The sequence below is a fragment of the Bacillus salipaludis genome (assembly GCF_030938565.1).
In the GTDB taxonomy this organism is placed as follows: Bacteria; Bacillota; Bacilli; order Bacillales; family Cytobacillaceae; genus Neobacillus; species Neobacillus salipaludis_A.
In genome coordinates this window covers 3060134-3083233 of record NZ_JAVGVR010000001.1, presented here as the reverse complement: position 1 = coordinate 3083233, position 23100 = coordinate 3060134, and the positions used below count along the sequence as shown (strand labels likewise).

Below are 23100 nucleotides of genomic sequence, written 5' to 3'. Positions count from 1 at the left end.
TGTTTTTTTAAAACTGTGCCTTTTTCAAGTGACACTAGTATAATACAATTTATATTAGCATTTTGATTTTGGGGTTCTGTAGAAGTGAGGTAAATTCAAATTGAATCGAAAAATTATTAATTTAGCTGTTGGAAAGCCGAAGGCATATAATTGGAATAATAAAAAAGAATTTTCTGGAATTGGAAAATCAGCTGTACAAGCCTTTAAGGTGGGGAAACCCGGCATTGTTGGTGATGATGTTGCAAATCACCAATTTCACGGGGGACCAGACCGTGTAGTATGTTTGTATCCATTCGAGCATTACTCTTATTGGGAAGAGGTATTTCAAAAAAAGCTTATGCTTCCTGCTTTTGGGGAAAATATTACTGCAGCAGGGATGACAGAAGAACAGGTTTGTATTGGTGACATATATAAAATAGGGGATGCTATTCTTCAAATAACACAAGGGAGGGTACCTTGTGTAACGATTTCCAATTATAACGAGGAAAAACAATTTTTAAAGAAAGTGATTGAGACAACTCTAACTGGTTATTTTTTTCGGGTATTGGAAGAAGGAACGATTATGTTCGATTCGGAAATAACTCTTTTGGAAAAACACTCAAAAGAAATATCCGTATCTTTTGCTACACAAATTCTATTTCACCAAAAACAAGATAAAGCATCCATTGAAAAAATATTGACAGTTGATGCCCTTGCAGAGGACTGGAGGAATAGATTTTTAAAATTGTTATGATTCTTGTGTTGTGTCGAAGACTGTGCATAGCGATAAAACCTAGCCTAAAAAGCTAGGTTTTTTATGTATATCTTATTGTACTAAACTGCTACCTTAGATATAAAAAGATGATACCATTTAAGGCATCATCCCTTTCCTTTATATATTAAGCTTGCTTCGACTTTAAACCTTAAAGTTTATTCTTGATTCATTGCACTTTCATCCATATAAGCAACTTCCCATAAATGACCGTCTAAATCCTGAAACCCCCATATATACATAAATCCATGATCTTGAGGCTCACTAAAAGATCTACCACCAGATGACAATGCCTTATTTACGATCTCATCCACTTGATCCCGACTTTCAGCTGAAAAGCTGAGAATTGCTTCGGCAGAAGTGGTAGTGTTCACAATTTCCTTCTTACTAAATCCCTTGAAACGTTCTTCAATCATAATCATTGCAAAGATGTTGTCACTGATGATCATACAAGATGTGGTCTCATCGGAGAATTGTGGGTTGAACTCAAAACCAAGCTCCTTGAAAAAATTGGTGGACTTATTCACGTCTTTTACTGATAAATTGATAAAGATATTTTTGGATGTAAATGCCATTTTTTATTACCTCCTGGAGAAATTTTTGTACAATAAACCGGCAGGCGCCGGCCTTTTTTAAATCAACAATATCAGCTCTTTTGAGCATTCATTGCTTCCCATTCTTCTTTGCTAGGACCATATATGCCAGGAACTTTTAAGTTGGCTTGTCTCATAAGGACAGTCAATTGTCCACGATGATGAGCCTGATGTTGAATTAGCAGACGGAAAACAGCTTGTACTGGCATGTCCATTCCAAATAAATTCACCATTTTGTTCATTTTTTCATCTGAAACCTGTTCAGAAAATGCTTGTGTTAACCTCTGACTTACTATCTTGTAGGTCTCGCTGATTTCAGCAGCTGATGTCGGTGCCTCTTTTTGAAGATCAGGAATCTCAAATTTTATTCCAACCTGTGAAGGAAAGTAGTAAGCTGCTCCACTAATGTGCCAAGCCAAGCTTCCAATGCTGTATAACCCTGGAGAAACCTCCTGATGCAAAGATTCATCCGTAAGCACATCCAGCACTTTTTGGGTAACAGCTGCTTCTTGCTTCCATTCGTTTAAGAAATCATTTACTGATGTAAACATTCCATTTCCTCCTTAAATTAGCAATTCACCAATTTTTTGGCGAGACTTTCAAATTCATTGTATCATGCTCAGCTAACCATCACCTCTCTCAAAGGCTAATTATTCTAAGAATAAACCTTTCTTCAACAATCTGGCCCGATTGTTCAAGATTATTGCAAAGCCTATGGAACAAAAGCAACTGTTACTTTAAGTACAATTCTTCACAATCTAATTTCTCCATAGGCCTATAAAAGCAATACAGAAAACTCTCAGCTCACATTAAAACCAAAAAAATTTATACCACTTCTTAAAACGGGAAATAATACTTAGGAGGTGAAATTATGGATACGGAAAAATTAAAATTGACATCTTCTGAAATTGGTTCTTTATGGGGCGAGTATGTAAACGGAACAGCGGTAGATGTAGTAAATAAATATATGTACTCAATTATTGAAGATGAAGCAATAAAAGCCATTTTTAATGATGCTCTCAAGACATTCGAAAAACAAAAGAGGCAAATTATCACTTTTTTTGAGAATGAGGGGTTTCCTGTACCAATTGGATTTAACGACTCGGACTTGTATTTAGGCAAACAGAGATTGTTTACAGATGCATTCTGCCTTCAATATTTACATGTAATGACTTTACATGGATTACTAGGACATATCACAGCATTAGGCATTTCTGTTAGAAAAGACCTAAGGGATTTTTACGACTCATGTGATAACGATGCGAAAAAGATGTACCACCAAACGATTGAGTTATTGCTTGATAAAGGACTTTTTCAGAGAGACCCATTATTTTATGCAAATGAACACCCTCAATATATTACAAGCAATGATTTCAAAGACGGTCTTTTTGGTAGGGGTAGGACTCTTGCTGCTACAGAAATCATTACTATTTCTTTTAACCTGAAAAAAAGTATTATTGCTAAAACCCTTTCTATTGCATTCAGCCAGGTGGCGGAATCCAAAGAAGTTAGAAAATTTTTAACTGAATCTGAGAAAACTGCTGATGGACAAATAAAAGCATTAACAAAAATACTCCAAGCTGATAACTTACCAGTTCCAAAATCATTGGAAACTGAAGTCACAATTTCAACTGACTCTCCATTTTCTGATAAGTTGTTAATGTATCACATGGGATTTTTGTTTCAAACAGCACAAACCTATCATGGGACAGGTCTGGCAGCAGCAATGCGAACAGACCTCGTTGCCACTTATGAGGCCACTATTTTACAAAATCTTATGGTTACAAAAAACTGGTTTAATGTTATGGTGAAAAATAAATGGTTAGAACAACCTCCACTTGCACCTAATAGAGCAGAAATTGCAAAACAAAAATAACAAAAAATGCCCTCCAATTTTAAAATGTACCCTTTGTAAAGGACATTTAAAAAAAGGCTTAGGCAACTTGAAGAAGATGATTTCTGTATTGTACAGGAGTCATCTTTTTTAGGTTCCATTGATATCTAGTTTGGTTATAATAACGGATATATTGGTCAATTTCCCGTTGAAGCTCCTCAATTGTTTTACATGTATTTATATCAACTTCATCTTTAAGATGACCAAAAAATGATTCGATAGGAGCGTTATCCCAACAGTTCCCTCTTCTAGACATGGATTGGCGTAATCCTAGGTTTCGAACAAGTTTTTGAAAATCAGGATGTGTGTAATGAGTACCTTGATCGGAATGGATGAGGGCATCTTTAGCCTGCTTAAAGTTTCTGTTCTTCTTCAGCCTGGTCAAAGTGTTGGTAGCCAATTCCATGGTGATACGGCTTGACATATAATGTGCCAAAACTTCACCTGTAGACCCATCCTTAATGACGGACAAATAGGCTCTCTGTCCACCGTGATAGTTCAGGTAAGTGATGTCTGTAAGAAGTACTTTGCCAGGCGTCTCCTGCTTGAATTGACGATTTAGTAAGTTCGGAGCGACTCGATGTTCCTGAGTAGCTTTCATCATTCTCCGGTAAGGATTTGCTTTCCTAATTGGGAAAACGATATTATATTTTTTCATGATTCTACGAATTTTTTTCAAATTGAAGACACACTGAAATTGACCCGCCAATGTCATTTTGATTTGACGTGCCCCTTTCTTACGACTTTTAAAGTGAAAAGCCTTTAAGATCATGGCTTTTGCCTCTTCATCTTTCGCTTCTTGGTATTTCCGTTTTTCTTCTGACTTAGCTGAGAAGTAATTGTAGTAACCGCTTCTTGACACATCGGCAGCCTCACAGAGGAATTTCACCATGTGTCTCAAGTTATATTTTTCAATAACTTCACGAATAAGAATGTACTTCTGACTAACGGGAAGCTTTACCTTTTCAGCCCCCTTTCGAACATACGAATCTTTTTTAAGAGTTCATTCTCTGCTTTTACAAGATTCATCTGAGCTTCTAGCCTTGCATATTTCTCCTCAATGGTTAGTTCTTTTAATCGTGGCCTTCCAGAACTATCTTTTCTGGTGTCTTTTAGCCCAAATACGCCTTCAGTTTTATAAGCAGCTCTCCAACGTTCGGAAGCAGATTTAATTCTTTGCATTCCTATGATTTCAACATCATAACCCGCTTCTTCAAAGATCTGTCTTGAGAACTTCCCCTTACTAAATTCTGAAACAAAATGTTGTTTAAACTCATGAGAATAAGTGATTCCTTTTGAACTAACAGATTTAACATAGGGGTTTTTAGATAAAATTATGATTTCTTTCTCTGTAAAAGTCTTTTTACTCATGATTTCTCCGTCTCCAGTATGTCTCTAGTTGTGTTATTAAATTATATAAAAAAAGTACCCTATAGAAAGCACTTTTTTTAAGTGTCTACTCTATAGGGTACATTTTATTTTAGGTTGGGCATTTTATTTTTAGAAGACGCTTCTTACACTAACCTTCCTGTTCGTTCAACAAGTAAAAAAATAACCGCCTCAGCGATCATCATCCTGAACAAAACCACCCAATTGTTTAAGTACATTTTTTCATAAACTTTCCCTGAATAAAAGAAAGGCGGGGCACCTGTTTACCATTACGTTTTATCAATTCTAGAGGACCTCTAGGCAATAATTTCAAGAGGTACACTAAAAATAGTGTGTGGAACCCTTTGTATCCATTCTTAAATTCGAGTGCATTTGTTTTTCTTTCAAGTAATATTTCATAAATAATTTGGAGTATTCCCCATAAAGGTACCTACTTTTCAAGTGCGTATTATCCTCGAAATATGCAGCATCCAATTTTAAATAATTCCACGCTTGTCCATTTCGACATAAATCGACAATCCGTATAATGTAGTACCTCTAAATAAAGGTGGTGATTCATAATGTACGGTTACGGTGGATCAAGTTTTGTATTAATTGTTGTTCTATTCATTCTATTAATCATTGTTGGTACTTCTTTTATGAAAGGATACTAATCTTTTAAAGAAAAAAATGCCTAATCCGAAGCCATAGAGTTCATCTCTCTTTTAAAAGAAGCGTAAATACCACGCTTCTTTTTTGCTGTTTGACTTACTACACACTTTCTCTCTTTACTACCCAATATGGTTCAAATGTTGCAGTAATTTAATTTACTTCCTACTTTGAATAAAACAAAAAGCTCTAATTCTTATTGATGTAACCTGCCCCTTTGTTTCACTAACCTGCTCTGTAAGTAAAAAAGCGTATCTACGACTCTAGATTAAACTCAAGCACCTGTTAGTTGAAAAAGAACTCATTAAATCCACTTAGCAAACCAAGCAACATAATATGCTGCGGGGATAAGTATTAGTTGAGCCACAATTGTACCCAAAAATTTTGAACTAATCATCGTCAAAGAGTAGCTTTTTAAGTAAATATAATTCGTTTGTTTTTTCATCACTCTATCAGCTAATACGGAAGCTTTAGGGTCAATAAACAATGTCAATAAGATAGTTGCTATACCGTTTATAATCCCCGATGACATTAAAGCAGCCTGTGCATAATCTTTGGGAACTATCATTGATGCATAAATGGAAGATAGTACTCCGATGGTAAATACAGCAGAAATGATGACATTAATCACAAAAAGCCGCTTTGGTATGGTTTTTAATGTAATTCCCTTTAGATATGAAAATCTTGGTAGTCTAAAACACGTTACTATTTTTTTGATGCTTTTTCGATTGAATTGAGTCACAAACAGTGTAATGATTGAACCTCGTTGATTTGAAAGTTGTATGATGGCTCTTGAAAAAATATTTATGAACGTTGGAAAAAGCAGTATCCCGCACAACACTCCAATTGAGGTTACTCCGATTAAAATTCTATATTGTTCTTCTATGTAATGTAATTTGTTTAGATCAGGTGCTTCAGCGATAAGTTTTGCAGTAAGAGGTTGCTGTATCATTGTAGAAAACCTTGAAACAATTACCAGGGTACTAAACAAAGATAACGCAGTGGCAATCAATTTTACCCTTGCGCCTGAAATCCTTGTTGAATAAGCTAATGTCTCAATCATTGTGATTATCAATAAAAATAGAGATATAATAATGACCTTACCTGTAATTAACTCCATAAAAGTCCCCTTAAAAAATTATTATAGATGTATTATACACTAAATATTTTGTTTCGGAATTATTAAGATGACAGTAGAGCGATAAGTTGAAAAAGTGAAATCGCCGAAGCGTCCCCTCTTGCCAGAGCATACCTTAACTAATTGCCAGAAACAGTTAAAGCGCCCTACCATTTTTTATTTCTTATCATAAATTATAATGAATGAGTTTAAATAGGAGGAATTGATCTATAAAAAGAATAATTATGAACGAAGCGATTCAATCAAAAGTAGTGAGACTCGTCTCAGATAGCGGTCAGCAAGTGTTACCCACCGCTCAAGCGCTTAACATGGCGATTGAAATGGGATTAGACCTGGTTCAAATCAATGAATCTGATCCACCCGTTTGTAAGATTTTAGATAGCGGTAAATACAAATTTGAATTGCAGAAAAAAGAAAAGCAGAACAAACAGAATCAGAAAATCATCGTAACAAAAGAAATTCGGTTATCCATCACGATTGATGAAAATGACTTTCAAACAAAAGTAAAAAGCGCCATCACTTTTTTAACAAAAGGGTATCATGTAAAGGTAAGTGTTCGATTTCGCGGAAGAGAAATCACCCATTCAAAAATTGGCGAAGAACTCCTCGCTCATTTTTGCCAAGAGGTTAGCCATCTTGTGAATTCTAAAACAGAGGCAATATTGCAAGGCAGAGTCCTGTCGATTTTGTTAAAACCATAATAAAGAGCCCTAAAATCGGGAGCTTCAGTAAAAAATAGCGTGTAACTTCCCACGCTATTTTTTCTTTAGCTCGGGTTAAATTAAAGCCCTAACAGTAGCCATACATACGATACCGACTAAAACTGTAACAGACAAACTCTTTGTCCATAAGGCTATCACAAGTGTTGGGATAATAGCAGCAAGTACACTCCAATCAATTGATAGTAATGATGATTTGTCTTTAAAGATAAAGCTATCAACGATAAGTGCAGTAAAAATACAAATAGGGATAAACGAAAGCCACTTAATCACCACTTTTGGCAGATTTACATTTCTTATCACTAAAAAGGGAATGATTCTCGGAACGAAGGTGACAATGGCACACCCTAAAATGATGAATAAAATGGTTAAATCCATACTCATTTGTCTTTTACCACTCCAATCGTTGCAACCATTATGGTCGATAATAGAATCGCTATATATGAAGGAACAAACATACATAGGACCAACATGGCGACCACAACATAAATAATTAAGGATAGATAAAACCTTAATTTACTTTTTTGTATCGTTTGTAATTGTAAAACAAGTAATGCCAAAAACATCGCGGTTAATGAAAAATCTAATCCAAATACCTTTGGATTTGAAATCCATTTGCCAAAAATGGCACCCAGCATACATGATACAATCCAGCATAAATAAGCTGTTACATTCAACCCATTCATCCATCGGGCATTAACACTTTCCCTTTTAGCAATTTTATTGAAGGCAACGCCAAACGATTCATCTGTTACAAGTGCACCGATCCCGATATTCTTCATTAAAGAATATTTTGTAAAGTGGGGAGCCAATGTCATACATAATAAAAAATTCCGTAAATTCACAATAAAAGTTGTAAATACAATCACTGAAATCGGACTTCCTGATACTAACAGTGCACAAATTATAAACTGAGCTGCACCTGCATAAACTAATGCAGCTAATAGGGTAATTTCTACGATACTTAGATTAGAGGAACTCCAACAATCCCCATTGCAATTCCAATACTGATGTACCCAATTAAGGTTGGGATACAATCTTTTACCCCCTGGGAAAATGTAGGGAGATTCTCTTCGCTGTTCACTTCGTTTACTAATTCAATCATCGTTCCCCCACTCTCTCGTCTGTTATATTGTTCATACGTATGTTATAATGAATATAATAAAGAGTCAAGGAGATTATGTATGGAGTTTATTCAAGAGGTTATAGCAAGTAATCTTGCCGAAATAAGAAAAAAACGGGGATTGAGCTTGGATCGTCTAGCGGAACTAACTGGTGTAAGTAAAGCCATGTTAGGTCAAATTGAAAATGGAAAATCAAATCCGACGGTTACCACACTCTGGAAAATCGCAAATGGATTACACGTATCCTTTTCTGCTTTTTTAAAGGAAAATGAAAAGCCGCAAATTGAAAAAATAAACATCAATCAACTTACTCCAATGATTGATAATGATGGAAATCATCTTGTCTATTCTCTCTTCCCATTTAACCCCGAAAAAAAGTTTGAGATTTTTACTGTGGATCTCAAGCCAGGATTTAGTCATCTATCTGAAAAACATATAGGTGAGGAATATGTACTTATCCAAAGGGGAACCCTTACACTCAAAGTTCAAGGCGAGAAGTTTGTATTAAACACGGATGAGTCAATTAAATTTCAAGCAAATACTGAACACATTTATATAAACAATTCTGATGAACTGGTTAGATTCTACATAATTATCTTTTATCCCGACTAATCTCTATGACTATTTGATATTCAAGTCATAACAATTTCAACTGAACAGCCCAACAACTGAATAATAAAAGGCTGCCATTTTTATGGCAGCCGGTTTGGATTCCAGTGAGTTTCTTCTATTTTTTTATGAACCGAAAAATAAATCCAGTATATTTGAAGCTTTCGATGATTGCTTATTATAGAACTCGGAATAACCGCAATTCTTACACTAAACAACGATAAACTGATTATGTTGAACATCAAACATTTTGGATAATCCTGTCCCAGTCATCGCGACTTCTTTTTTCCCTGTATCTTTGCTTCCACATTTGATATAACCTTGTTCAGACATACTTGTTCTCCTCCCTCTTAAACTACTTATTTATCTATTTATAGTTTCATCTATTATTTTTACTCCTAAAACTGTTTTTCGCATTTAAAATAGAATGACTTGGGATGATTGTTTCAGCAATTGGATTAATCATTGCAACACTTCCCATGCTTGAAAAAACCCCGTCAGCGCTACTTCAAAGTGATGATGACATTTCCCTTCTTATGCCCCTTTTCCACGTAGCGGTGAGCCTCGGCAACCTGTTCCAATGGATATCGTCGATCGATGACCGCTTTGATCTTTCCAGCCTCAAAAAGCTCTTTAAGGAAGATTAGATTTGCTTGGTTCTGCATGAGGCCCGCAGTTACGAAAATAGCTTTCTTTTTTCCAAGCGCCGCAGTTCGTAACATGTCAAATAGAATGGAAAATGAAAGGGACGTCGAAAGGTAAACGCCTCTTTGCGAGAGCGAGCCTTTACATTGTGCAAAGGAGCGCTTACCCACCGCATCAAAAATGACGTCATAGGTTTGACCATTTGTCGTAAAATCTTCCCGGGTATAATCAATAACCTTGTCGGCTCCATGTGACTTTACCAACTCTACATTTGCTGTACTGCATACTCCTGTGACTTTGGCCCCTAAGTATTTAGCAATCTGTACCGCATAAATCCCCACCGCTCCAGATGCGCCATTAATCAGAACAGTTTGCCCATGCTGTAGCTGTGCTTTATCACGGAGGAACGTCAAAGCCGTTGGTGCACCATCACAGACGGCTACAGCTTCTTCAAAGGACATCGCGGACGATTTAATCGCAAGCGGTGTGTTTTCGTGCAAACATTTGTATTCGGCTTGAGCACCAAACGTCTTTGCACTTAACCCCAATACTTGGTCGCCTACTTTATATCGTGTTACTTTTTCGCCAACCAGATCAATTTCACCGGACAACTCCGCACCGAATATCGAGTTTCTCGGTCTTTTTAAACCGTAAACAAGCTGGACGAGGGGGGAACCTTTTCGAAAGGTACAATCCGCTGGCCCGACTGAAGCCGCTTGAATTTTGATTCGGACCTCATGATCTTTGGGTAGTGGCGTATCTACCTCTTGAAGTTGAAAAACATCCGGTGATCCATATTTGGTGCAAACCATTGCTTTCATTATAGCCTCTCTCCTTTTTTCATCCCTCATAAAAGAATACCTCTTCCAGCGGTAAGTTAAAGGCATGCGCAATGCGAAAAGCTAATTCTAGAGATGGAGAGTATTTTCCCTTTTCGAGAGATACGATGGTTTGTCTTGTTACCCCCACCTTGTCAGCCAACTGCTGCTGAGTCATTTCATCATGGTTGAAACGTAATTTACGGATGTGATTGCCGACAAGATGTTTACCCATTTTTTACACTCCTCTCCGATAGTGATAAAGCTTTGTAACCGAGCCTGTCAAATCGGAAATAAATCCTGAAATGATCAGGGTCATGAACATTACCTGAGAAAGCTGATAAAAAACGAGCGAACCCATTGCAAGAAGAAAGCCGACAATAAATACAAAATAACTATTTCGGTTCGCCTTCAAGTCAATTAACTTATCCAATTCATCCGCGAATGATGGTTCCTTTTCTTTCGTAGTAATTCTAAATACAATGTTAAAAATAATACTGATAACGATATGAGCAATCATTGACAACAAAATCAGCAAAATAACAAAGGAACCCCAATAACGAAAGGTTTCCGGCGACTCCAGACCCCCTTCTGGGTATCGAGGATACATATACAAGCAATACGTTCCGAAAATGAGAATCGTGCTGATCAACGATACTATGCACTTCTTTTCTTGATAGGTCATGGTTTAAACCTCCTGTATAGTCACTTTTACATCGTGTAAAGTAATATATGCATCATGTAAAAAAAAGTTTACATGATGGAAACTATTTAGTTCATTTATTGTTCGACAGCGCCTTATCGTGCAATATTCTTTAAGACCAGATCATTACGATTTCTTTTCCTTGGAGAATCTGTATGATTGGATTTTGTTGATTTAAGCTTGGTGGGCCAAAAGCATACCAGGTGCCATATTGGAAAGAATAAGTGGGAAAAACACGAGATGATGAGGTGTTGTTATGGACCATAAAGTGCTGCCAAGGAATGAATGGATTGAAGCGAGAAAAGAGCTGCTACAGAAAGAAAAGGAATTTACGAAGTTGCGGGATGAACTGACACAACAGAGACGTAATTTGCCATGGGAAGCTGTCAGTAAGTCTTACACATTTGAAGGTCCCAACGGTAACTATTCACTAGCAGACTTATTTGATGGAAAAAGTCAGCTGATTGTATACCATTTCATGTTCAATCCTAGTTGGGATCAAGGCTGTAAACATTGTTCTTTTTGGTCGGATCACTACAGTGGGATGATTCCGCATTTAAATCACCGTGATGTCTCTTTTGTATGTCTTTCCCGTGCACCCTTAGAAAAGTTGGAAGCATTCAAAAAACGTATGGGTTGGACATTTCCTTGGTATTCATCAGGGAATACTGATTTTAATTATGATTTTCAAGCATCTTTCACTGAACAAGAAGTAGAGGATAAGCGAGCCTTTTACAACTATACACTGCAGAATCCTATGAGTAGCGACAGGGAAGGTGTAAGCGTTTTTTACAAAGATGAAGATGGAGATATTTTTCATACATACTCGACTTATGCTCGTGGCATTGACATGATGAACATCACATACCAGTTTCTCGATTTGGTGCCGAAAGGTCGACAGGACGATCGCGGACTGCGGCATCGTGATCAATATGTCGCTAAAATATAATAAATTTAATTTGAGGAAAATTTACATCAGAAAGAAATGACAAAATAATGTTGAACTGATTTACTTCCATTTAGACCAATTATTGGTCTTTTTTTATGATCTTTTGTCTATAAACCCTGCCCCTTTTGCGCAATATGAAAAACCCCGCTAAAATGCAGCGGGATCTTCGACTATTGCACCACCTATTCAAGAACTTAAAAGATTGAAGTAATCTTTACTTAATGGTTCCCATTCCGCTAATGGTTACATTTACTTTTACATTTACATCGGCCTTCGAAAAAACTTCATCCCATTGATTTTGGACTTTTTTCCACTCTGGATACGTATATGCTCTTGCATATAGACCATAGCCAAAAGGGTCTATTTTAGCTGTTTGCGCTTTCTTTATTAAATGCTCGAAATCTGTTTTCAGTTTTGTTTGAATACTCTTTTCCAGTTTGGCTGCATCTTTCCTTACATTGAAAGGAAAAAGCATTTCCGTAATGGCAACTCTCATTTTTATGTTAGTGTCAAAAATATAATGGCCGTCATATCTTACCTTTGTTTTTACCTTGATGCTTTGTGTGCCAAAGCTTAACCAATGTTTCTCTTGTCCATTCGGTTCCAACGGGACTGAAAGGGTGAATGGAAAATCCCCTCTTTTTTTGTTCTGCAAGATCCGTAATAATTTGTTTTCGTGTGGTTTGATCGTTAGCTTGTATAAGCCGTTTTCATCCAGAAGAGCCGTTCCGGTCAACATGATTTTGCTATTTTTTTTCATCTCGGTAATACTTGCCGTCTTCCCCTTTTCAATCATTTGCTCATGAAATTCTTGAAGAGTTGTTTTTACCGTTACATTTCTTCTGTAGGCGGTATCTACTAAATTTGCTAAATACAGTGGGAGACGAGGCTTGTCCTTCGGCCTAAAAAAAATTAGGTCCGATACAGGCCCATCTACTGCAACGACTCGTGTGGTTACCGTATTCTTTGGGTCCCGATAGTAGGGATCGATGTACCTTATCCAGTTTTTTTGTTTTAAAAGCTTTTTCCCGATTAAAATTAATTGAGTTTTACTTCCAGATGTCAATGCCATCACCGTGGTATCAAATAGTTCCCTTGAATCTCTAACCGTATAGGCTTTTACAGCGACTTTCTCCTCCTTCATCTGCGCTTCCTTATTAAAGACTGGACTTGTCATGTACACCACTAAATGATTATCCTCATCCAAATCTAAACCAAGGATAAGTGTAAGAGTGACATCCTCCACATTGATTTGGTCCACACATCCGGTCAACATAAAAACCGAGAGCAATAAACAACCTAATATTTTTCTTTTCAAAGGTTTACCCTCCGACGGTACTTTTCATATATCCAGCTATAAGCCCATAAACAAGGAGGAACTACATAAGCCAATTGCAGCCCGCCTTTAACAATCATCGTTTGCCATTTTTCAGATTCATTCCAGGTAGGCTGAAACCAAAATACCAAGCCAATAATAATTAATAATAAGATGATTACATGTGGGCTATGATCCTGTTTTCCAAGTAATTGACTAGAACAAAATGTTGCAAAGTATATGCATGGCATCCATGCTGTGGAAACCACAATCAGATAATGAGCCAATAAAATCATGTCAAACCGCTCCAAAAAGCGAAATTCTATTAATTTAAGTAAATTCAGGACGGGTTGATTAAATTCTAATATCCCATCGGGGCTAAAATAGGCAAAACAGACAATCGTCACAAATAAATAGAACAACATGGTTAAGGTGTTCGCAATGGTAATTCCGAGAACAGCATGTTGCTTTTTTTGTAAAAAGGGGTACAAGAAGAATGCCACTTCAAATCCTAAAAAGGAAAATGCTGTGGTGGGTACTGCGTATATTACTGGTTTCCACCCTTCTTTAAGTAATGGAAGAAAGTGGAGCCAATTTCCATCCCTAAGCGGAATCAAGAAAAAAAGTGGAATCCACATCACCATGTAAAATGATAACTCGGAATATCTGCCTAAAATGCGAATCCCGTTCCGGGCAACCAAAAAAGTGGGAATCGAGAATAATAGTAATATGATGAAATCGGGGGTTCTAGGCAGAAACCATGCCTTGATATAAAGGCAGCCGTTTACAAGAATAGTCCCACCATAAAAAGCAAAGTACAACATGTAAACAATGACTACTGCTTTCCCAATAATCTTTCCGAATAATCGAATAAGAATCTCATAAAGTGTATCGTTTGGGTATCTTTCCACCGTTTTAATAATAAAGATACTCGCCATTACAGAAAAAAACCATCCAATGAGTAAAGAAATCCAACCGTCTGTTCCTGCTTTTTCTGCAAGTACACGCGGAAGAGCTAGAACGCCCGTTCCCACCTGCGTTCCATTAATTAGGAAAATATACTGCATAAGGGTGATTTCATTATAGGCATATTTTTTCATTTTCTCACCTTTTAGTGCGATTTTTCCCTTGCCGAATCATTCGATTGGCCCCTGTGCCTTTCGGGCGTTTTTTCATTACCCATAAAGGAAAACGCATAAAGGCATCCTTCATATCGGTAATTCTAAAAGGAGCTAAAGGACTTCCGTAAGGAGTGCCCAGCGATTCAAGACTAATTAAATGGCCTACTAAGGTCATCCCTCCGATTACAATCCCAATCACACCAAACAAGGAAGCCGCTAGCATCATTGGAAATCTCAATAGTCGAATGGAAGAACTCATATCATAATTGGGGATGTTATAGGAAGCGATGGCTGTAATGGCTACGACTATGATCATAATGTTGCTTACAATCCCTGCCTGAACCGCCGCTTGACCAATGATAATGCCGCCCACAATTCCAATTGTCTGGCCGATTGGAGTGGGAAGCCTGAGTGCCGCTTCCCTCATTAATTCTAAGGTCACTTCCATAAGAATCGCTTCCATCACAGGTGAGAGTGGAACTTGTATCCTGGACTCTGCAATCGATAACAAGAGCTTCATCGGGATGACCTCAAAATTAAAGGAGATAAACGCAACATACGTCGCGGGCAAAAATAGAGCAATCATTAACGCAATGAAACGCAATAGTCGGATAAAGGAAGCAACTAACCAACGTGTTCCGTAATCATCTATCCCCTGAAAAAAAGACATAAAATTGGTTGGAGCAATTATTACGCTCGGGGAGCGATCCAAAATAATAGCAAATCTCCCTTGAAGAATATGGGATACAGCTGAATCAGGTCTCTCAGTTAAGATAAATTGTGGAAAGGGTGAAAATGGATTATCTTCAATGAACTCAATCAGTTCACCGGTATTAATGATGGCGTCCACATTAATTTTTTGGATCCGTGTTTCTAGTTCTGTTAGCACCTCTTCAGAAGCTACATCACTTAAATATAAAATGGAAACTTTTGATTTCCCCCTAATACCGACTGTCATCTCTTTCAATCGTAATTCCTGTTGGGGGATATACCTGCGAATTAATGCAATATTTTGACTCCCGGTTTCAACAAATCCTTGATGGGCCCCTTTTAGAGAGATTTCATTCTGAGGATCTTTTATTTCTCTTTGCGGCCAACCTTTTGTAGCTAATTGATAGGCTGAGTTTTGACCACCTAATAATAAGATGCTTTCTCCTCCTAAAATAGCCTCTTCGATTTGACTATATGTATAAGCGATTTCTATTTCTCCCAATGTGATTGGCAGTTCCTGATTTGGGTCGAAAGAGCTTTGCATCAGGGGCTTCAGAACGTGATAATGGATCGCATTTTTATCCGTCAATCCTTTTAAGTATACTAAAGCGGCATCTGTCGAATTCCCTGCAATTTTAAATCGACGAATGACTAAATCAGGTGCTTGAGAAAATAGCTGGAGAAGTTTTTCTGTATTTTGAGTTAAATCCGCAGAAAGGACATCATCTTGCCTATTTTTGTTATTTTGTTTGCCCCCAGAAGAGCCCTTGCCTTTTAAAAACTTCTTAAAATGAAACATCCTCTCCGTCCCTCTCAGCTTTTGCATTAAGATTATGTTTTTAATATGCTTTCTTAAAGGAAAAATATTCTATTCACTTTCCTATTCATTATTGCTGTGGTTTGGACTGTAAAGCTAACTGTTTTTACACTTGACATAAAAAACTGCTCATAGGAGCAGTTTATTAAAAAGTCACTCTTCTATTTGATCGCTATTTTCTCCTGAGTTGTCTGCCGAACCTGATTCATCTCCTCCGACAGCATGTTGCTGTTTGGTGTTGGAACTTTCTATAGCAGCGTTCGTTCCTGCTGCACTGTCATCTCCACTACCACTTGCTACCTGAGTAGCACTTGCTTGTTCAGTACTTGTTGTATTGACCTGATTATTTATGACAATCACAATTTCTTCTTCTTCAGAGTGCTCTTTATTCTTTTTATGTGGTTCAATCTGTTTCCCGCCCATACCTGAATTGCTAGCTTGTCCCATAGCGCCTACACTTTGTTGCTGCTCAGTATTCGACGAATCAATTGCAGCATTATTCCCGGCTGCACTGTTTCGTCCAGCACCACTGGCAATTTGTGTAGTATTAGGAGCGCTTGTAAACTGGTTGTTAATGACGATTACAATTCTTCGTGAATCGGCTAGTGGACCCACATTAACATCTTGTTCATTTATTCGAATCTTGATGGTCTGATTAAGATTATTTCCATCACTGCTAGTTTCCCTGCTTATCTGATTAGACTTATTTTTATTTCTATTATTATCATTATAATAATTTTTGAGGCTCCCCATATCCTCACCCCCTTCCATTACTACTACTAATAAATGACTCGTTCGTAATAATGGCTTGGACAAAAAACACTTTTAAAAAAATATGTCACACTTAGTGAGAGTTTTTGGACAAAAGCGACTTGAATAATTTGGTGAATATTTGACACCCTACCAATATTAGGGAAAATATTTGGAGATGTCTTCAAATTAGGACAAAAAAGGTGCAAGATGAGGGGAGTATGTTATTCCTATCGATATGATTAATATTGCTGTGTTAAAAAATTGATCAACTGGTTGAAAAGAAACTCAGCGGGAGTCCAAGAAGCCAATTATTAGAATAAAGAAGAAAAAGTGCTTTGGAGAAGTACAAAATAACCCAAGGCAAAGGGGAAATGTAGTATATGGATAGGGTTAAAATAAGCGCATCCCAGCTTTTCGTTCTAGTATTTTTATTTGAAATGGGTAGTTCAATCCTCTTTGGTCTAGGAGCAAATGCAAAACAGGATGCATGGATTACCATTTTATTAGGGTTAGCAGGCGGTTTGATCGTCTTCTTTATACACTATCGTTTGTTTCTTTTTTATCCAGAATTAATTCTAACCAGCTCTATACAAAAAATTGCCGGAAAATGGCTTGGCCGGATTATCGCCTTATTCTATATCAGCTATTTTATTTATACTGCTTCAGTCGTATTACGAGATTTTGGGGAACTCTTGGTAACGACTGTTTATACAAGTACGCCGTTATTTATCATTAATTCATTGATGATTCTGACCATCCTCTATGGCATACATAAAGGCTTAGAGGTAATCGCAAGAGTGGGACAGATTTATTTTGGCATTATTTATTTAATGGCCATATTTGGATTTCTGTTAATTATTTTTTCCGGGTTAATCCATTTTGAATTTCTAAAGCCCATCCTTGAAAATGGATGGAAACCCATATTTAAAGAGTTTCTCCCTGGCACACTTACATTCCCTTTTGGAGAAATAGTTACTTTCACGATGATATACCCATTTGTGAAGGAACGAAAGAAAATAAAATTTGTTTGCATTGGCGGGATGATTTTAAGCGGGATTAATATTACCATTACCGTAATTATTTCGATTTCAACCATTGGGCCAGAATTGTATAGCCGCTCAAACTTCCCATTGTTAACAACCGTTGCAAGAATTCAACTGGCAAATTTTATCGAGCGGCTGGATGTTCTTTTTTTGCTCTACCTGATCATTAGCGGTTTCTTTAAAATATCATTGTACTTTTATGCAGCAGTTGAGGGTACAGCAGATCTATTTCAGTTTAAAAAAAAGGAAAAATTGTCGTTTCCAATTGGAATGATTGTTTTATTTGCATCCATAACCACGGCATCGACGTATGCTGAATTTATCAAAGAAAATATTGTAATTTTTCCATACTTTTTAAGTTTGCCTTTTCAAATTATCATTCCAAGCCTCTTACTGCTTATCGCATTCTTTCGTAATAGGAAGAAAAAACCTGATACAAATATAAATTGAAAAAACAGCCATTTATATTGCTAATGGCTGTTTTGTATAAGAAATTGGATTTTGTGTTTCTAGTCATTGCACTAGTTTCTTTTTGTAGAGCTTGAATATCTTCGCATTCCTTGTTAATAGAATACTCATTCTCTGAGTTCAAGTGGCAGCTCACCTGTTTACATAATATTTTTATAATAAATTATAGTAGCATCTAATTGTCCGTTTTCCGACCTTGCGTAGTTAGGAATCCTGCCGCCTTGAATAAATCCTAATGAGGAATAAAGTAAATTAGAAGGATCCCCTTCCCTAGTATCAAGAACTAATAAGGTTCTCCCCATCTTTATAGCTGTTTCCTGTGCTTTTTCCATTAATAAACGGCCAATTCCTTTCCTCCGATAATTTGGGTGCGTCATTAATTTGGCAATTTCTGCTCTATGTCCGCCATTCTGCTTTTGGCACAGATGCAATTGTACGGTTCCAGCTATTTCATTGTTCATCTTCGCTAAAAATAAAATCACGCCGGGATTTAATACATTTTCCCAATACTGGTTTGCATCTGAACGATTCAATGGAGGTAAAAAGCCAATTGATGCTCCATCTTCAACGACCTGTATGAGAAGTGTTGAAAGTTCATTTACATGTTCCTCAATGGAGATACAATTTTCTATTTTTATGGTATTTGCTGTTTTTGATCTATTTTCCATATAAACAACCTCCAAATTTCGTAAAATATGATTTTACTTTACTAAAAATACTTATTCTGTAAAAGTCTTATGTAAGAAAATCTTACCATGTATATTCGTTGCTGAAGATAAATGAATTAACACATTCACCCTAATCATAGATTGTTTATCCTAATCTATTAAGCATTTTTTTCATAGATAAAAGCACAATTGTAATAAAAAAGGGTACACACCTAAAGCATGTCTTATCCGTGATACATATAAATACAGTACAACATCACAAGAGGGACAGATGGAAGGGGGGACAAGCGCTTACTGACGTTCGAGGAGGTAAGGAAGTATTATGAACCATTATTAAATTTAGTTAGTAAGAAAGGAGAAATAATATGCTTCAACCAATGGCCTGGATCACCATTTTAGCTTTTTTGGGTACCCTGGTATTTATTCTATGGAGACCCAAAGGGCTGAATGAAGCCATACCTGCTGCAATTGGTGCATTGATTGTATTCCTTAGTGGCAGTGTTTCATTTTCGGACTTAGGTGTCATCACGGAAACCATTAGTGGTGCAGCGATTACCATCATGGCAACCATTGTCATGGCGATTGTCTTAGAAAGCTTTGGATTTTTTAACTGGGTTGCAGATAAGTTAGCTGAAATATCCAAGGGGTCAGGGGTACGATTATTTTGGTATGTCAACCTGCTATGTTTTCTGATGACCCTCTTTTTCAATAACGATGGAAGTATTTTAATCACCACACCGATTTTAGTCATGCTATTGAACAATATGGGATTAAAGAACCATCAAAAAATTCCTTATTTACTTTCTGGAGGCTTAATTGCGACAGCTTCTAGTGCACCAATTGGTGTAAGTAATATTGTGAATTTGATTGCACTGAAAATCGTGCATATGACGTTGTGGCTTCATACAGCGATGATGTTTGTACCGGCTACACTTGGTTTACTACTCTTAGTCGGGCTCCTCTTCGTTTATTTTCGCAAAATCTTACCAAAGACCATTCCTACTAGTGTATCGGGTCTACACAATCTTTCTGATCATGCAAAGAAACTGGGACCTAAATTTGCTTCGGAGAAGAAAAGGACAAGATTTATGCTATATGTCCTGCTATTCGTATTTGCTGTACGTGTCAGCCTCTTTGTTGCATCCTTTTTCGCCATTCCTGTTTCCCTTGTAGCTGTTCTTGGATCGCTTGTTCTCCTAGGTTGGCGCTGGGCCTATCTAAAGGTTTCACCAGGCGATATGTTGAAAAAAACACCGTGGTATATCCTTATTTTTGCATTTTGTATGTATACCATCATTTATGGTCTAAACAACATTGGTTTAACAGACTGGTTGATCGGATTCATGCGTCCTTTGGTTTCTGGTAGCCTGCTCCATGCGAGTGTCTTGATGGGGACACTTTTAACGTTACTGTCGAACCTGTTTAATAACCACCCAGCGTTAATGGTGGGGACCCTTACCTTAACTCATATGAACCTGGATCTACTCTCCTTAAAAATTGCTTATTTAGCAAACATTGTTGGCAGTGATATGGGCTCGTTACTACTACCAATGGGGACGCTCGCTACGCTCATGTGGATGCATATTTTAAGGCGTGGAAAAGTAATGATTACCTGGTGGCAATATATGAAAGTAACATTCGTCGTGATTCCACCAACTGTATTGTTCACATTAGTGATTTTATATTATTGGGTTTCTTATTTTTTTGGAGGAGTCCTTCAAAGATAAACTTATTTAAAAAGGAGAATAAAGGTGAATTAACATGCTTTTAGATTTCATTGAAAAAAATGTTGAGGTGGAGATAACAGGAGGAATTTTTCACAGAGGAATCTTAATTGATTCCGGATTAGACATCCTTGTTTTGTATCATGAATGTACCCACACCTTTCTCTACATTCCATACGTTCAAATACAAAGAGTAAAAGAAATCAATTTTATCGAGGAAGATCTCTCTTGCGAACCTCATTTAGAAAAACCCATTGATACAGAGGTAATTTCCTATCGCCAAATATTGAAGAACGCTAAAGGATTATACGTTAAGGCATATGTTTCAGGGGACAAAACCATAAATGGCTATATAACCAGCATCATGAATGACTACGTTGTTTTTCACTCACCAGCCTATAAAACAATGTTCATCTCGATGAACCATTTAAAATGGCTCATTCCTTATCCGCCAGGTACAACTCCCTATAAGCTGGACAAAAAAAATCAACTCCTTATCCCCATATCAAGCCCCTTTGCTAGAAGTTTTGATGTCCAGTTGAAAAAGTTAGAAAATCGATTAGTTATTCTGGATAATGGTGACCACCCCGAAAAAGTAGGCTTGCTCGAAAAGGTACAGGATAATCAAGCAACCTTGTTAACAGATGAAGGTGAAACAGTGGTCTGGAATTTAGAGCATATAAAAACCATTCAGGTATCTCATTAAATCGGACTATTGAAACGGGAACAACATCCTTTATTTAAATCTAACTAAATTGGTAGGTGTTTAAATGGGAAATATCAAAAAAACATCAAAAGAAAAATCCACCCATTGTTTAGCGACGAGGATGGATTAATCATACACTTCTAGACTTATTATTTAGACCGGGAGAATCAGTCACGGTCTTTTTTTGGTGTATCACCTATTATTAGCATATGTAATTGAGGTATTTTTTGTTCTAATTGTTAAGAATAATGTAAAGACACATATATTCTTAACCTCAAGAATCATCCAATTAGAGTATTTCTTTCTAATTAGGTAGGTTTGGGTCCAATTACGATTATAGCATCCAATTCTGCAGGGCATGTCAAACTAGCCCGTTTTTACTGAAGAATTCCAAGATTTTAGGTGCCTGCATATCGCTTGTCTCAACCAATAATTGTCCACCACAAGCTAACTCCTTATGGAATTAATAAAATCTTACCCGTACTTTTCCGGCTTTCTAGATATCGGTGCGCCTCTTGTCCTTCTTTCAACGCAAATGTTGTAGGTTCTGATACTTTTAATTTTCCTTCTTCTATCCATCTGAATAGCTCGTTTGATCGAGTAATTCGTTCTTCCATAGAAGTGAGAACATTCCAAAGGTCTCCCCCAGTCAGGGTTTTTGATGCATCCATCAGCATACGAGGATCAACTGGAACAGGATCTCCACCTGACATACCATAAAATACAACTGTACCCCCGATGCGAGTTACAGCAAAGCTGTCCATGAGTGTAGAACCTACCGACTCATAAACAATATCCACCCCTTTGCCGTTCGTTACCTCCAGTACTTTCTGTTTCCAGTCATCCTTATACAGAGCAACGAAATCCGCACCAGCTTTTTTTATTACTTCTACTTTTTCCAGGGAAGATGTTAAACCGATTACCCTACCACCAAGAAGCTTTACAATTTGAACCAGTAGCTGCCCGACACCTCCGGCTGCTGCGTGTACTAAGATAACATCGTTATTTTTTACAGCATAACTGTCACTTGTAAGATAATGTGCAGTTAGCCCTTGAAGTAGTATAGATGCAGCCTGCTCAAATGAAACTAATTCCGGCAGAGGTATCAATTTTTCATATGGAACAGCTACTAGCTCTGCATTGGCAAACGGAACATCTGCAAATGCAATCCGGTCTCCTAAGCTTATGCCTTGCACTTCTGCTCCTACCTTTTCTACAATTCCTGCACCTTCATAACCTAAAATATATGGAGGCTTCCCAGCAAGATGATAATTTCCTTTCCTCCTATAAATGTCGGCAAAGTTTAGACCAATTGCTTTCATTCTTACAAGTATTTGATCCGGGCCGATGATAGGATCCATTATTTCATGATATTCCAGTACTTCCGGACCGCCATATGTATTAAAAACGAGTGCTTTCAAATTTTTGTAACCTCTTTTCATTGAACTTTTGCAAACCATTTTTATTAAATATTAGTCCATTATTAAATGCAAGTACTATTCCCCCTTAATCTTTTTTGTTCCCAAATCTGTCTCTTCGAAATATGGGTTAGTTTTACCACTTTATATGCCTCAGCTACTCCATTACCACCTTAAACAAAGCTTTCCTATTAGTATGCTTTGAAACATAACAATGTATTTCATATTAACTTAACATGAAAAGCGCACTAGAACTTCCACTATATCCTTCTCGTTCTTTCCATCTCTGTTTGTATGATTATTTTCCTTTCTCCAACACTTCTGATTCATATGTACATTAAGAAAATGCCTTCTACACTTAATTGACACTTCAGAT

General features: G+C 37.0%; 23 protein-coding genes and 2 pseudogenes. 9 read left to right on the top strand and 16 right to left on the bottom strand.

Going from position 1 to position 23100, the window contains the following annotated elements; translation table 11 throughout:
* Window positions 1–100: 100 nt before the first annotated feature.
* Complete coding sequence (locus RCG21_RS15295) at window positions 101–733, top strand: MOSC domain-containing protein (RefSeq protein WP_308913354.1); 633 nt, start codon at window positions 101–103, stop codon at window positions 731–733.
* Between the two features lie 176 nt (window positions 734–909).
* Here RCG21_RS15295 and RCG21_RS15290 read toward each other — a convergent pair whose 3' ends face one another.
* On the bottom strand, window positions 910–1326 hold the full coding sequence (locus RCG21_RS15290) for a VOC family protein (protein WP_308913353.1): 417 nt from the start codon (window positions 1324–1326) through the stop codon (window positions 910–912).
* Window positions 1327–1397: 71 nt separating this feature from the next.
* Window positions 1398–1895, bottom strand: coding sequence for a DinB family protein (locus RCG21_RS15285; RefSeq protein ID WP_133339524.1), 498 nt, complete (start codon window positions 1893–1895; stop codon window positions 1398–1400).
* 320 nt (window positions 1896–2215) lie between these two features.
* Here RCG21_RS15285 and RCG21_RS15280 point away from each other — a divergent pair, with 320 nt between their 5' ends.
* Entirely contained in the window at window positions 2216–3220 is a 1005-nt protein-coding gene (locus tag RCG21_RS15280) for a DUF3231 family protein (protein ID WP_308913352.1), read from the top strand.
* Between the two features lie 58 nt (window positions 3221–3278).
* Here RCG21_RS15280 and RCG21_RS15275 read toward each other — a convergent pair.
* Window positions 3279–4609 (bottom strand): IS3 family transposase gene (locus tag RCG21_RS15275; protein WP_308913351.1). Its coding sequence is split into 2 segments (ribosomal slippage): window positions 3279–4240 and window positions 4240–4609, totalling 1332 coding nucleotides; the frame shifts between segments, so codons are not numbered across the junction.
* Between the two features lie 578 nt (window positions 4610–5187).
* Here RCG21_RS15275 and RCG21_RS15270 point away from each other — a divergent pair.
* A complete protein-coding gene (locus RCG21_RS15270) occupies window positions 5188–5280 on the top strand; it encodes a YjcZ family sporulation protein (protein WP_081810797.1) in 93 nt (30 codons plus the stop codon).
* A 299-nt stretch (window positions 5281–5579) separates the two neighbouring features.
* On the opposite strand, the gene RCG21_RS15265 is transcribed toward RCG21_RS15270, so the two are convergent.
* A complete protein-coding gene (locus RCG21_RS15265) occupies window positions 5580–6395 on the bottom strand; it encodes a lipid II flippase Amj family protein (RefSeq protein ID WP_133333247.1) in 816 nt (271 codons plus the stop codon).
* Between the two features lie 242 nt (window positions 6396–6637).
* On the opposite strand from RCG21_RS15265, the gene infC reads away from it, so the two are divergent.
* Window positions 6638–7114, top strand: coding sequence for a translation initiation factor IF-3 (infC, locus tag RCG21_RS15260; RefSeq protein WP_133333248.1), 477 nt, complete (start codon window positions 6638–6640; stop codon window positions 7112–7114).
* A gap of 75 nt (window positions 7115–7189) precedes the next feature.
* Here infC and RCG21_RS15255 read toward each other — a convergent pair whose 3' ends face one another.
* A complete protein-coding gene (locus RCG21_RS15255; protein WP_133333249.1) occupies window positions 7190–7516 on the bottom strand; it encodes an AzlD domain-containing protein in 327 nt (108 codons plus the stop codon).
* Window positions 7513–8237, bottom strand: a pseudogene (locus tag RCG21_RS15250) (AzlC family ABC transporter permease). The gene RCG21_RS15255 and the pseudogene RCG21_RS15250 overlap by 4 nt, the downstream one beginning before the upstream one ends.
* Window positions 8238–8316: 79 nt before the next feature.
* Between RCG21_RS15250 and RCG21_RS15245 the strand changes: the two are divergent.
* Window positions 8317–8868, top strand: coding sequence for a helix-turn-helix domain-containing protein (locus tag RCG21_RS15245; protein ID WP_133333250.1), 552 nt, complete (start codon window positions 8317–8319; stop codon window positions 8866–8868).
* 123 nt (window positions 8869–8991) lie between these two features.
* On the opposite strand, the pseudogene RCG21_RS15240 reads toward RCG21_RS15245, so the two are convergent.
* From RCG21_RS15240 to RCG21_RS15225, 4 genes and pseudogenes are all read right to left on the bottom strand, one after another.
* Window positions 8992–9198: pseudogene (locus RCG21_RS15240) on the bottom strand (zinc ribbon domain-containing protein).
* Between the two features lie 170 nt (window positions 9199–9368).
* Window positions 9369–10331 carry an NAD(P)-dependent alcohol dehydrogenase gene (locus RCG21_RS15235; RefSeq protein ID WP_133333743.1) on the bottom strand — a complete coding sequence of 321 codons (963 nt, stop codon included), beginning with the start codon at window positions 10329–10331 and terminating at the stop codon, window positions 9369–9371.
* 19 nt (window positions 10332–10350) lie between these two features.
* Window positions 10351–10563: a helix-turn-helix transcriptional regulator gene (locus tag RCG21_RS15230; protein WP_133333251.1), complete on the bottom strand. Its 213-nt coding sequence runs from the start codon at window positions 10561–10563 to the stop codon at window positions 10351–10353.
* Between the two features lie 3 nt (window positions 10564–10566).
* Window positions 10567–11013: a hypothetical protein gene (locus RCG21_RS15225; RefSeq protein ID WP_133333252.1), complete on the bottom strand. Its 447-nt coding sequence runs from the start codon at window positions 11011–11013 to the stop codon at window positions 10567–10569.
* Window positions 11014–11287: 274 nt separating this feature from the next.
* Here RCG21_RS15225 and RCG21_RS15220 point away from each other — a divergent pair, with 274 nt between their 5' ends.
* Window positions 11288–11980 carry a DUF899 domain-containing protein gene (locus RCG21_RS15220; RefSeq protein WP_133333253.1) on the top strand — a complete coding sequence of 231 codons (693 nt, stop codon included), beginning with the start codon at window positions 11288–11290 and terminating at the stop codon, window positions 11978–11980.
* Between the two features lie 214 nt (window positions 11981–12194).
* Here RCG21_RS15220 and RCG21_RS15215 read toward each other — a convergent pair whose 3' ends face one another.
* From RCG21_RS15215 to RCG21_RS15200, 4 genes are all read right to left on the bottom strand, one after another.
* The gene (locus RCG21_RS15215) at window positions 12195–13298 is read right to left on the bottom strand and encodes a Ger(x)C family spore germination protein (protein WP_133333254.1); all 1104 of its coding nucleotides are present in this window, start codon (window positions 13296–13298) and stop codon (window positions 12195–12197) included.
* Window positions 13295–14395: a GerAB/ArcD/ProY family transporter gene (locus tag RCG21_RS15210; protein WP_133333255.1), complete on the bottom strand. Its 1101-nt coding sequence runs from the start codon at window positions 14393–14395 to the stop codon at window positions 13295–13297. Before RCG21_RS15210 ends, RCG21_RS15215 begins: the two co-directional genes overlap by 4 nt.
* A 4-nt stretch (window positions 14396–14399) precedes the next feature.
* Window positions 14400–15926 (bottom strand): spore germination protein, encoded by a 1527-nt coding sequence (locus RCG21_RS15205; RefSeq protein ID WP_133333256.1) that lies wholly within the window; start codon window positions 15924–15926, stop codon window positions 14400–14402.
* Window positions 15927–16097: 171 nt separating this feature from the next.
* Window positions 16098–16697, bottom strand: coding sequence for a hypothetical protein (locus tag RCG21_RS15200; RefSeq protein WP_308913350.1), 600 nt, complete (start codon window positions 16695–16697; stop codon window positions 16098–16100).
* 380 nt (window positions 16698–17077) lie between these two features.
* Between RCG21_RS15200 and RCG21_RS15195 the strand changes: the two genes are divergently transcribed.
* The gene (locus RCG21_RS15195) at window positions 17078–18190 is read left to right on the top strand and encodes a GerAB/ArcD/ProY family transporter (RefSeq protein WP_133333257.1); all 1113 of its coding nucleotides are present in this window, start codon (window positions 17078–17080) and stop codon (window positions 18188–18190) included.
* A gap of 158 nt (window positions 18191–18348) precedes the next feature.
* Here the strand turns inward: RCG21_RS15195 and RCG21_RS15190 are convergent, their stop codons facing one another.
* On the bottom strand, window positions 18349–18876 hold the full coding sequence (locus RCG21_RS15190; RefSeq protein ID WP_308913349.1) for a GNAT family N-acetyltransferase: 528 nt from the start codon (window positions 18874–18876) through the stop codon (window positions 18349–18351).
* Between the two features lie 365 nt (window positions 18877–19241).
* Here RCG21_RS15190 and RCG21_RS15185 point away from each other — a divergent pair, with 365 nt between their 5' ends.
* Complete coding sequence (locus tag RCG21_RS15185; RefSeq protein WP_133333259.1) at window positions 19242–20603, top strand: arsenic transporter; 1362 nt, start codon at window positions 19242–19244, stop codon at window positions 20601–20603.
* A 34-nt stretch (window positions 20604–20637) separates the two neighbouring features.
* A complete protein-coding gene (locus RCG21_RS15180) occupies window positions 20638–21306 on the top strand; it encodes a YwrJ family protein (protein ID WP_165976180.1) in 669 nt (222 codons plus the stop codon).
* Window positions 21307–21761: 455 nt separating this feature from the next.
* Here RCG21_RS15180 and RCG21_RS15175 read toward each other — a convergent pair whose 3' ends face one another.
* Window positions 21762–22748 carry a quinone oxidoreductase family protein gene (locus RCG21_RS15175; protein ID WP_208025321.1) on the bottom strand — a complete coding sequence of 329 codons (987 nt, stop codon included), beginning with the start codon at window positions 22746–22748 and terminating at the stop codon, window positions 21762–21764.
* Window positions 22749–23100: the final 352 nt, after the last annotated feature.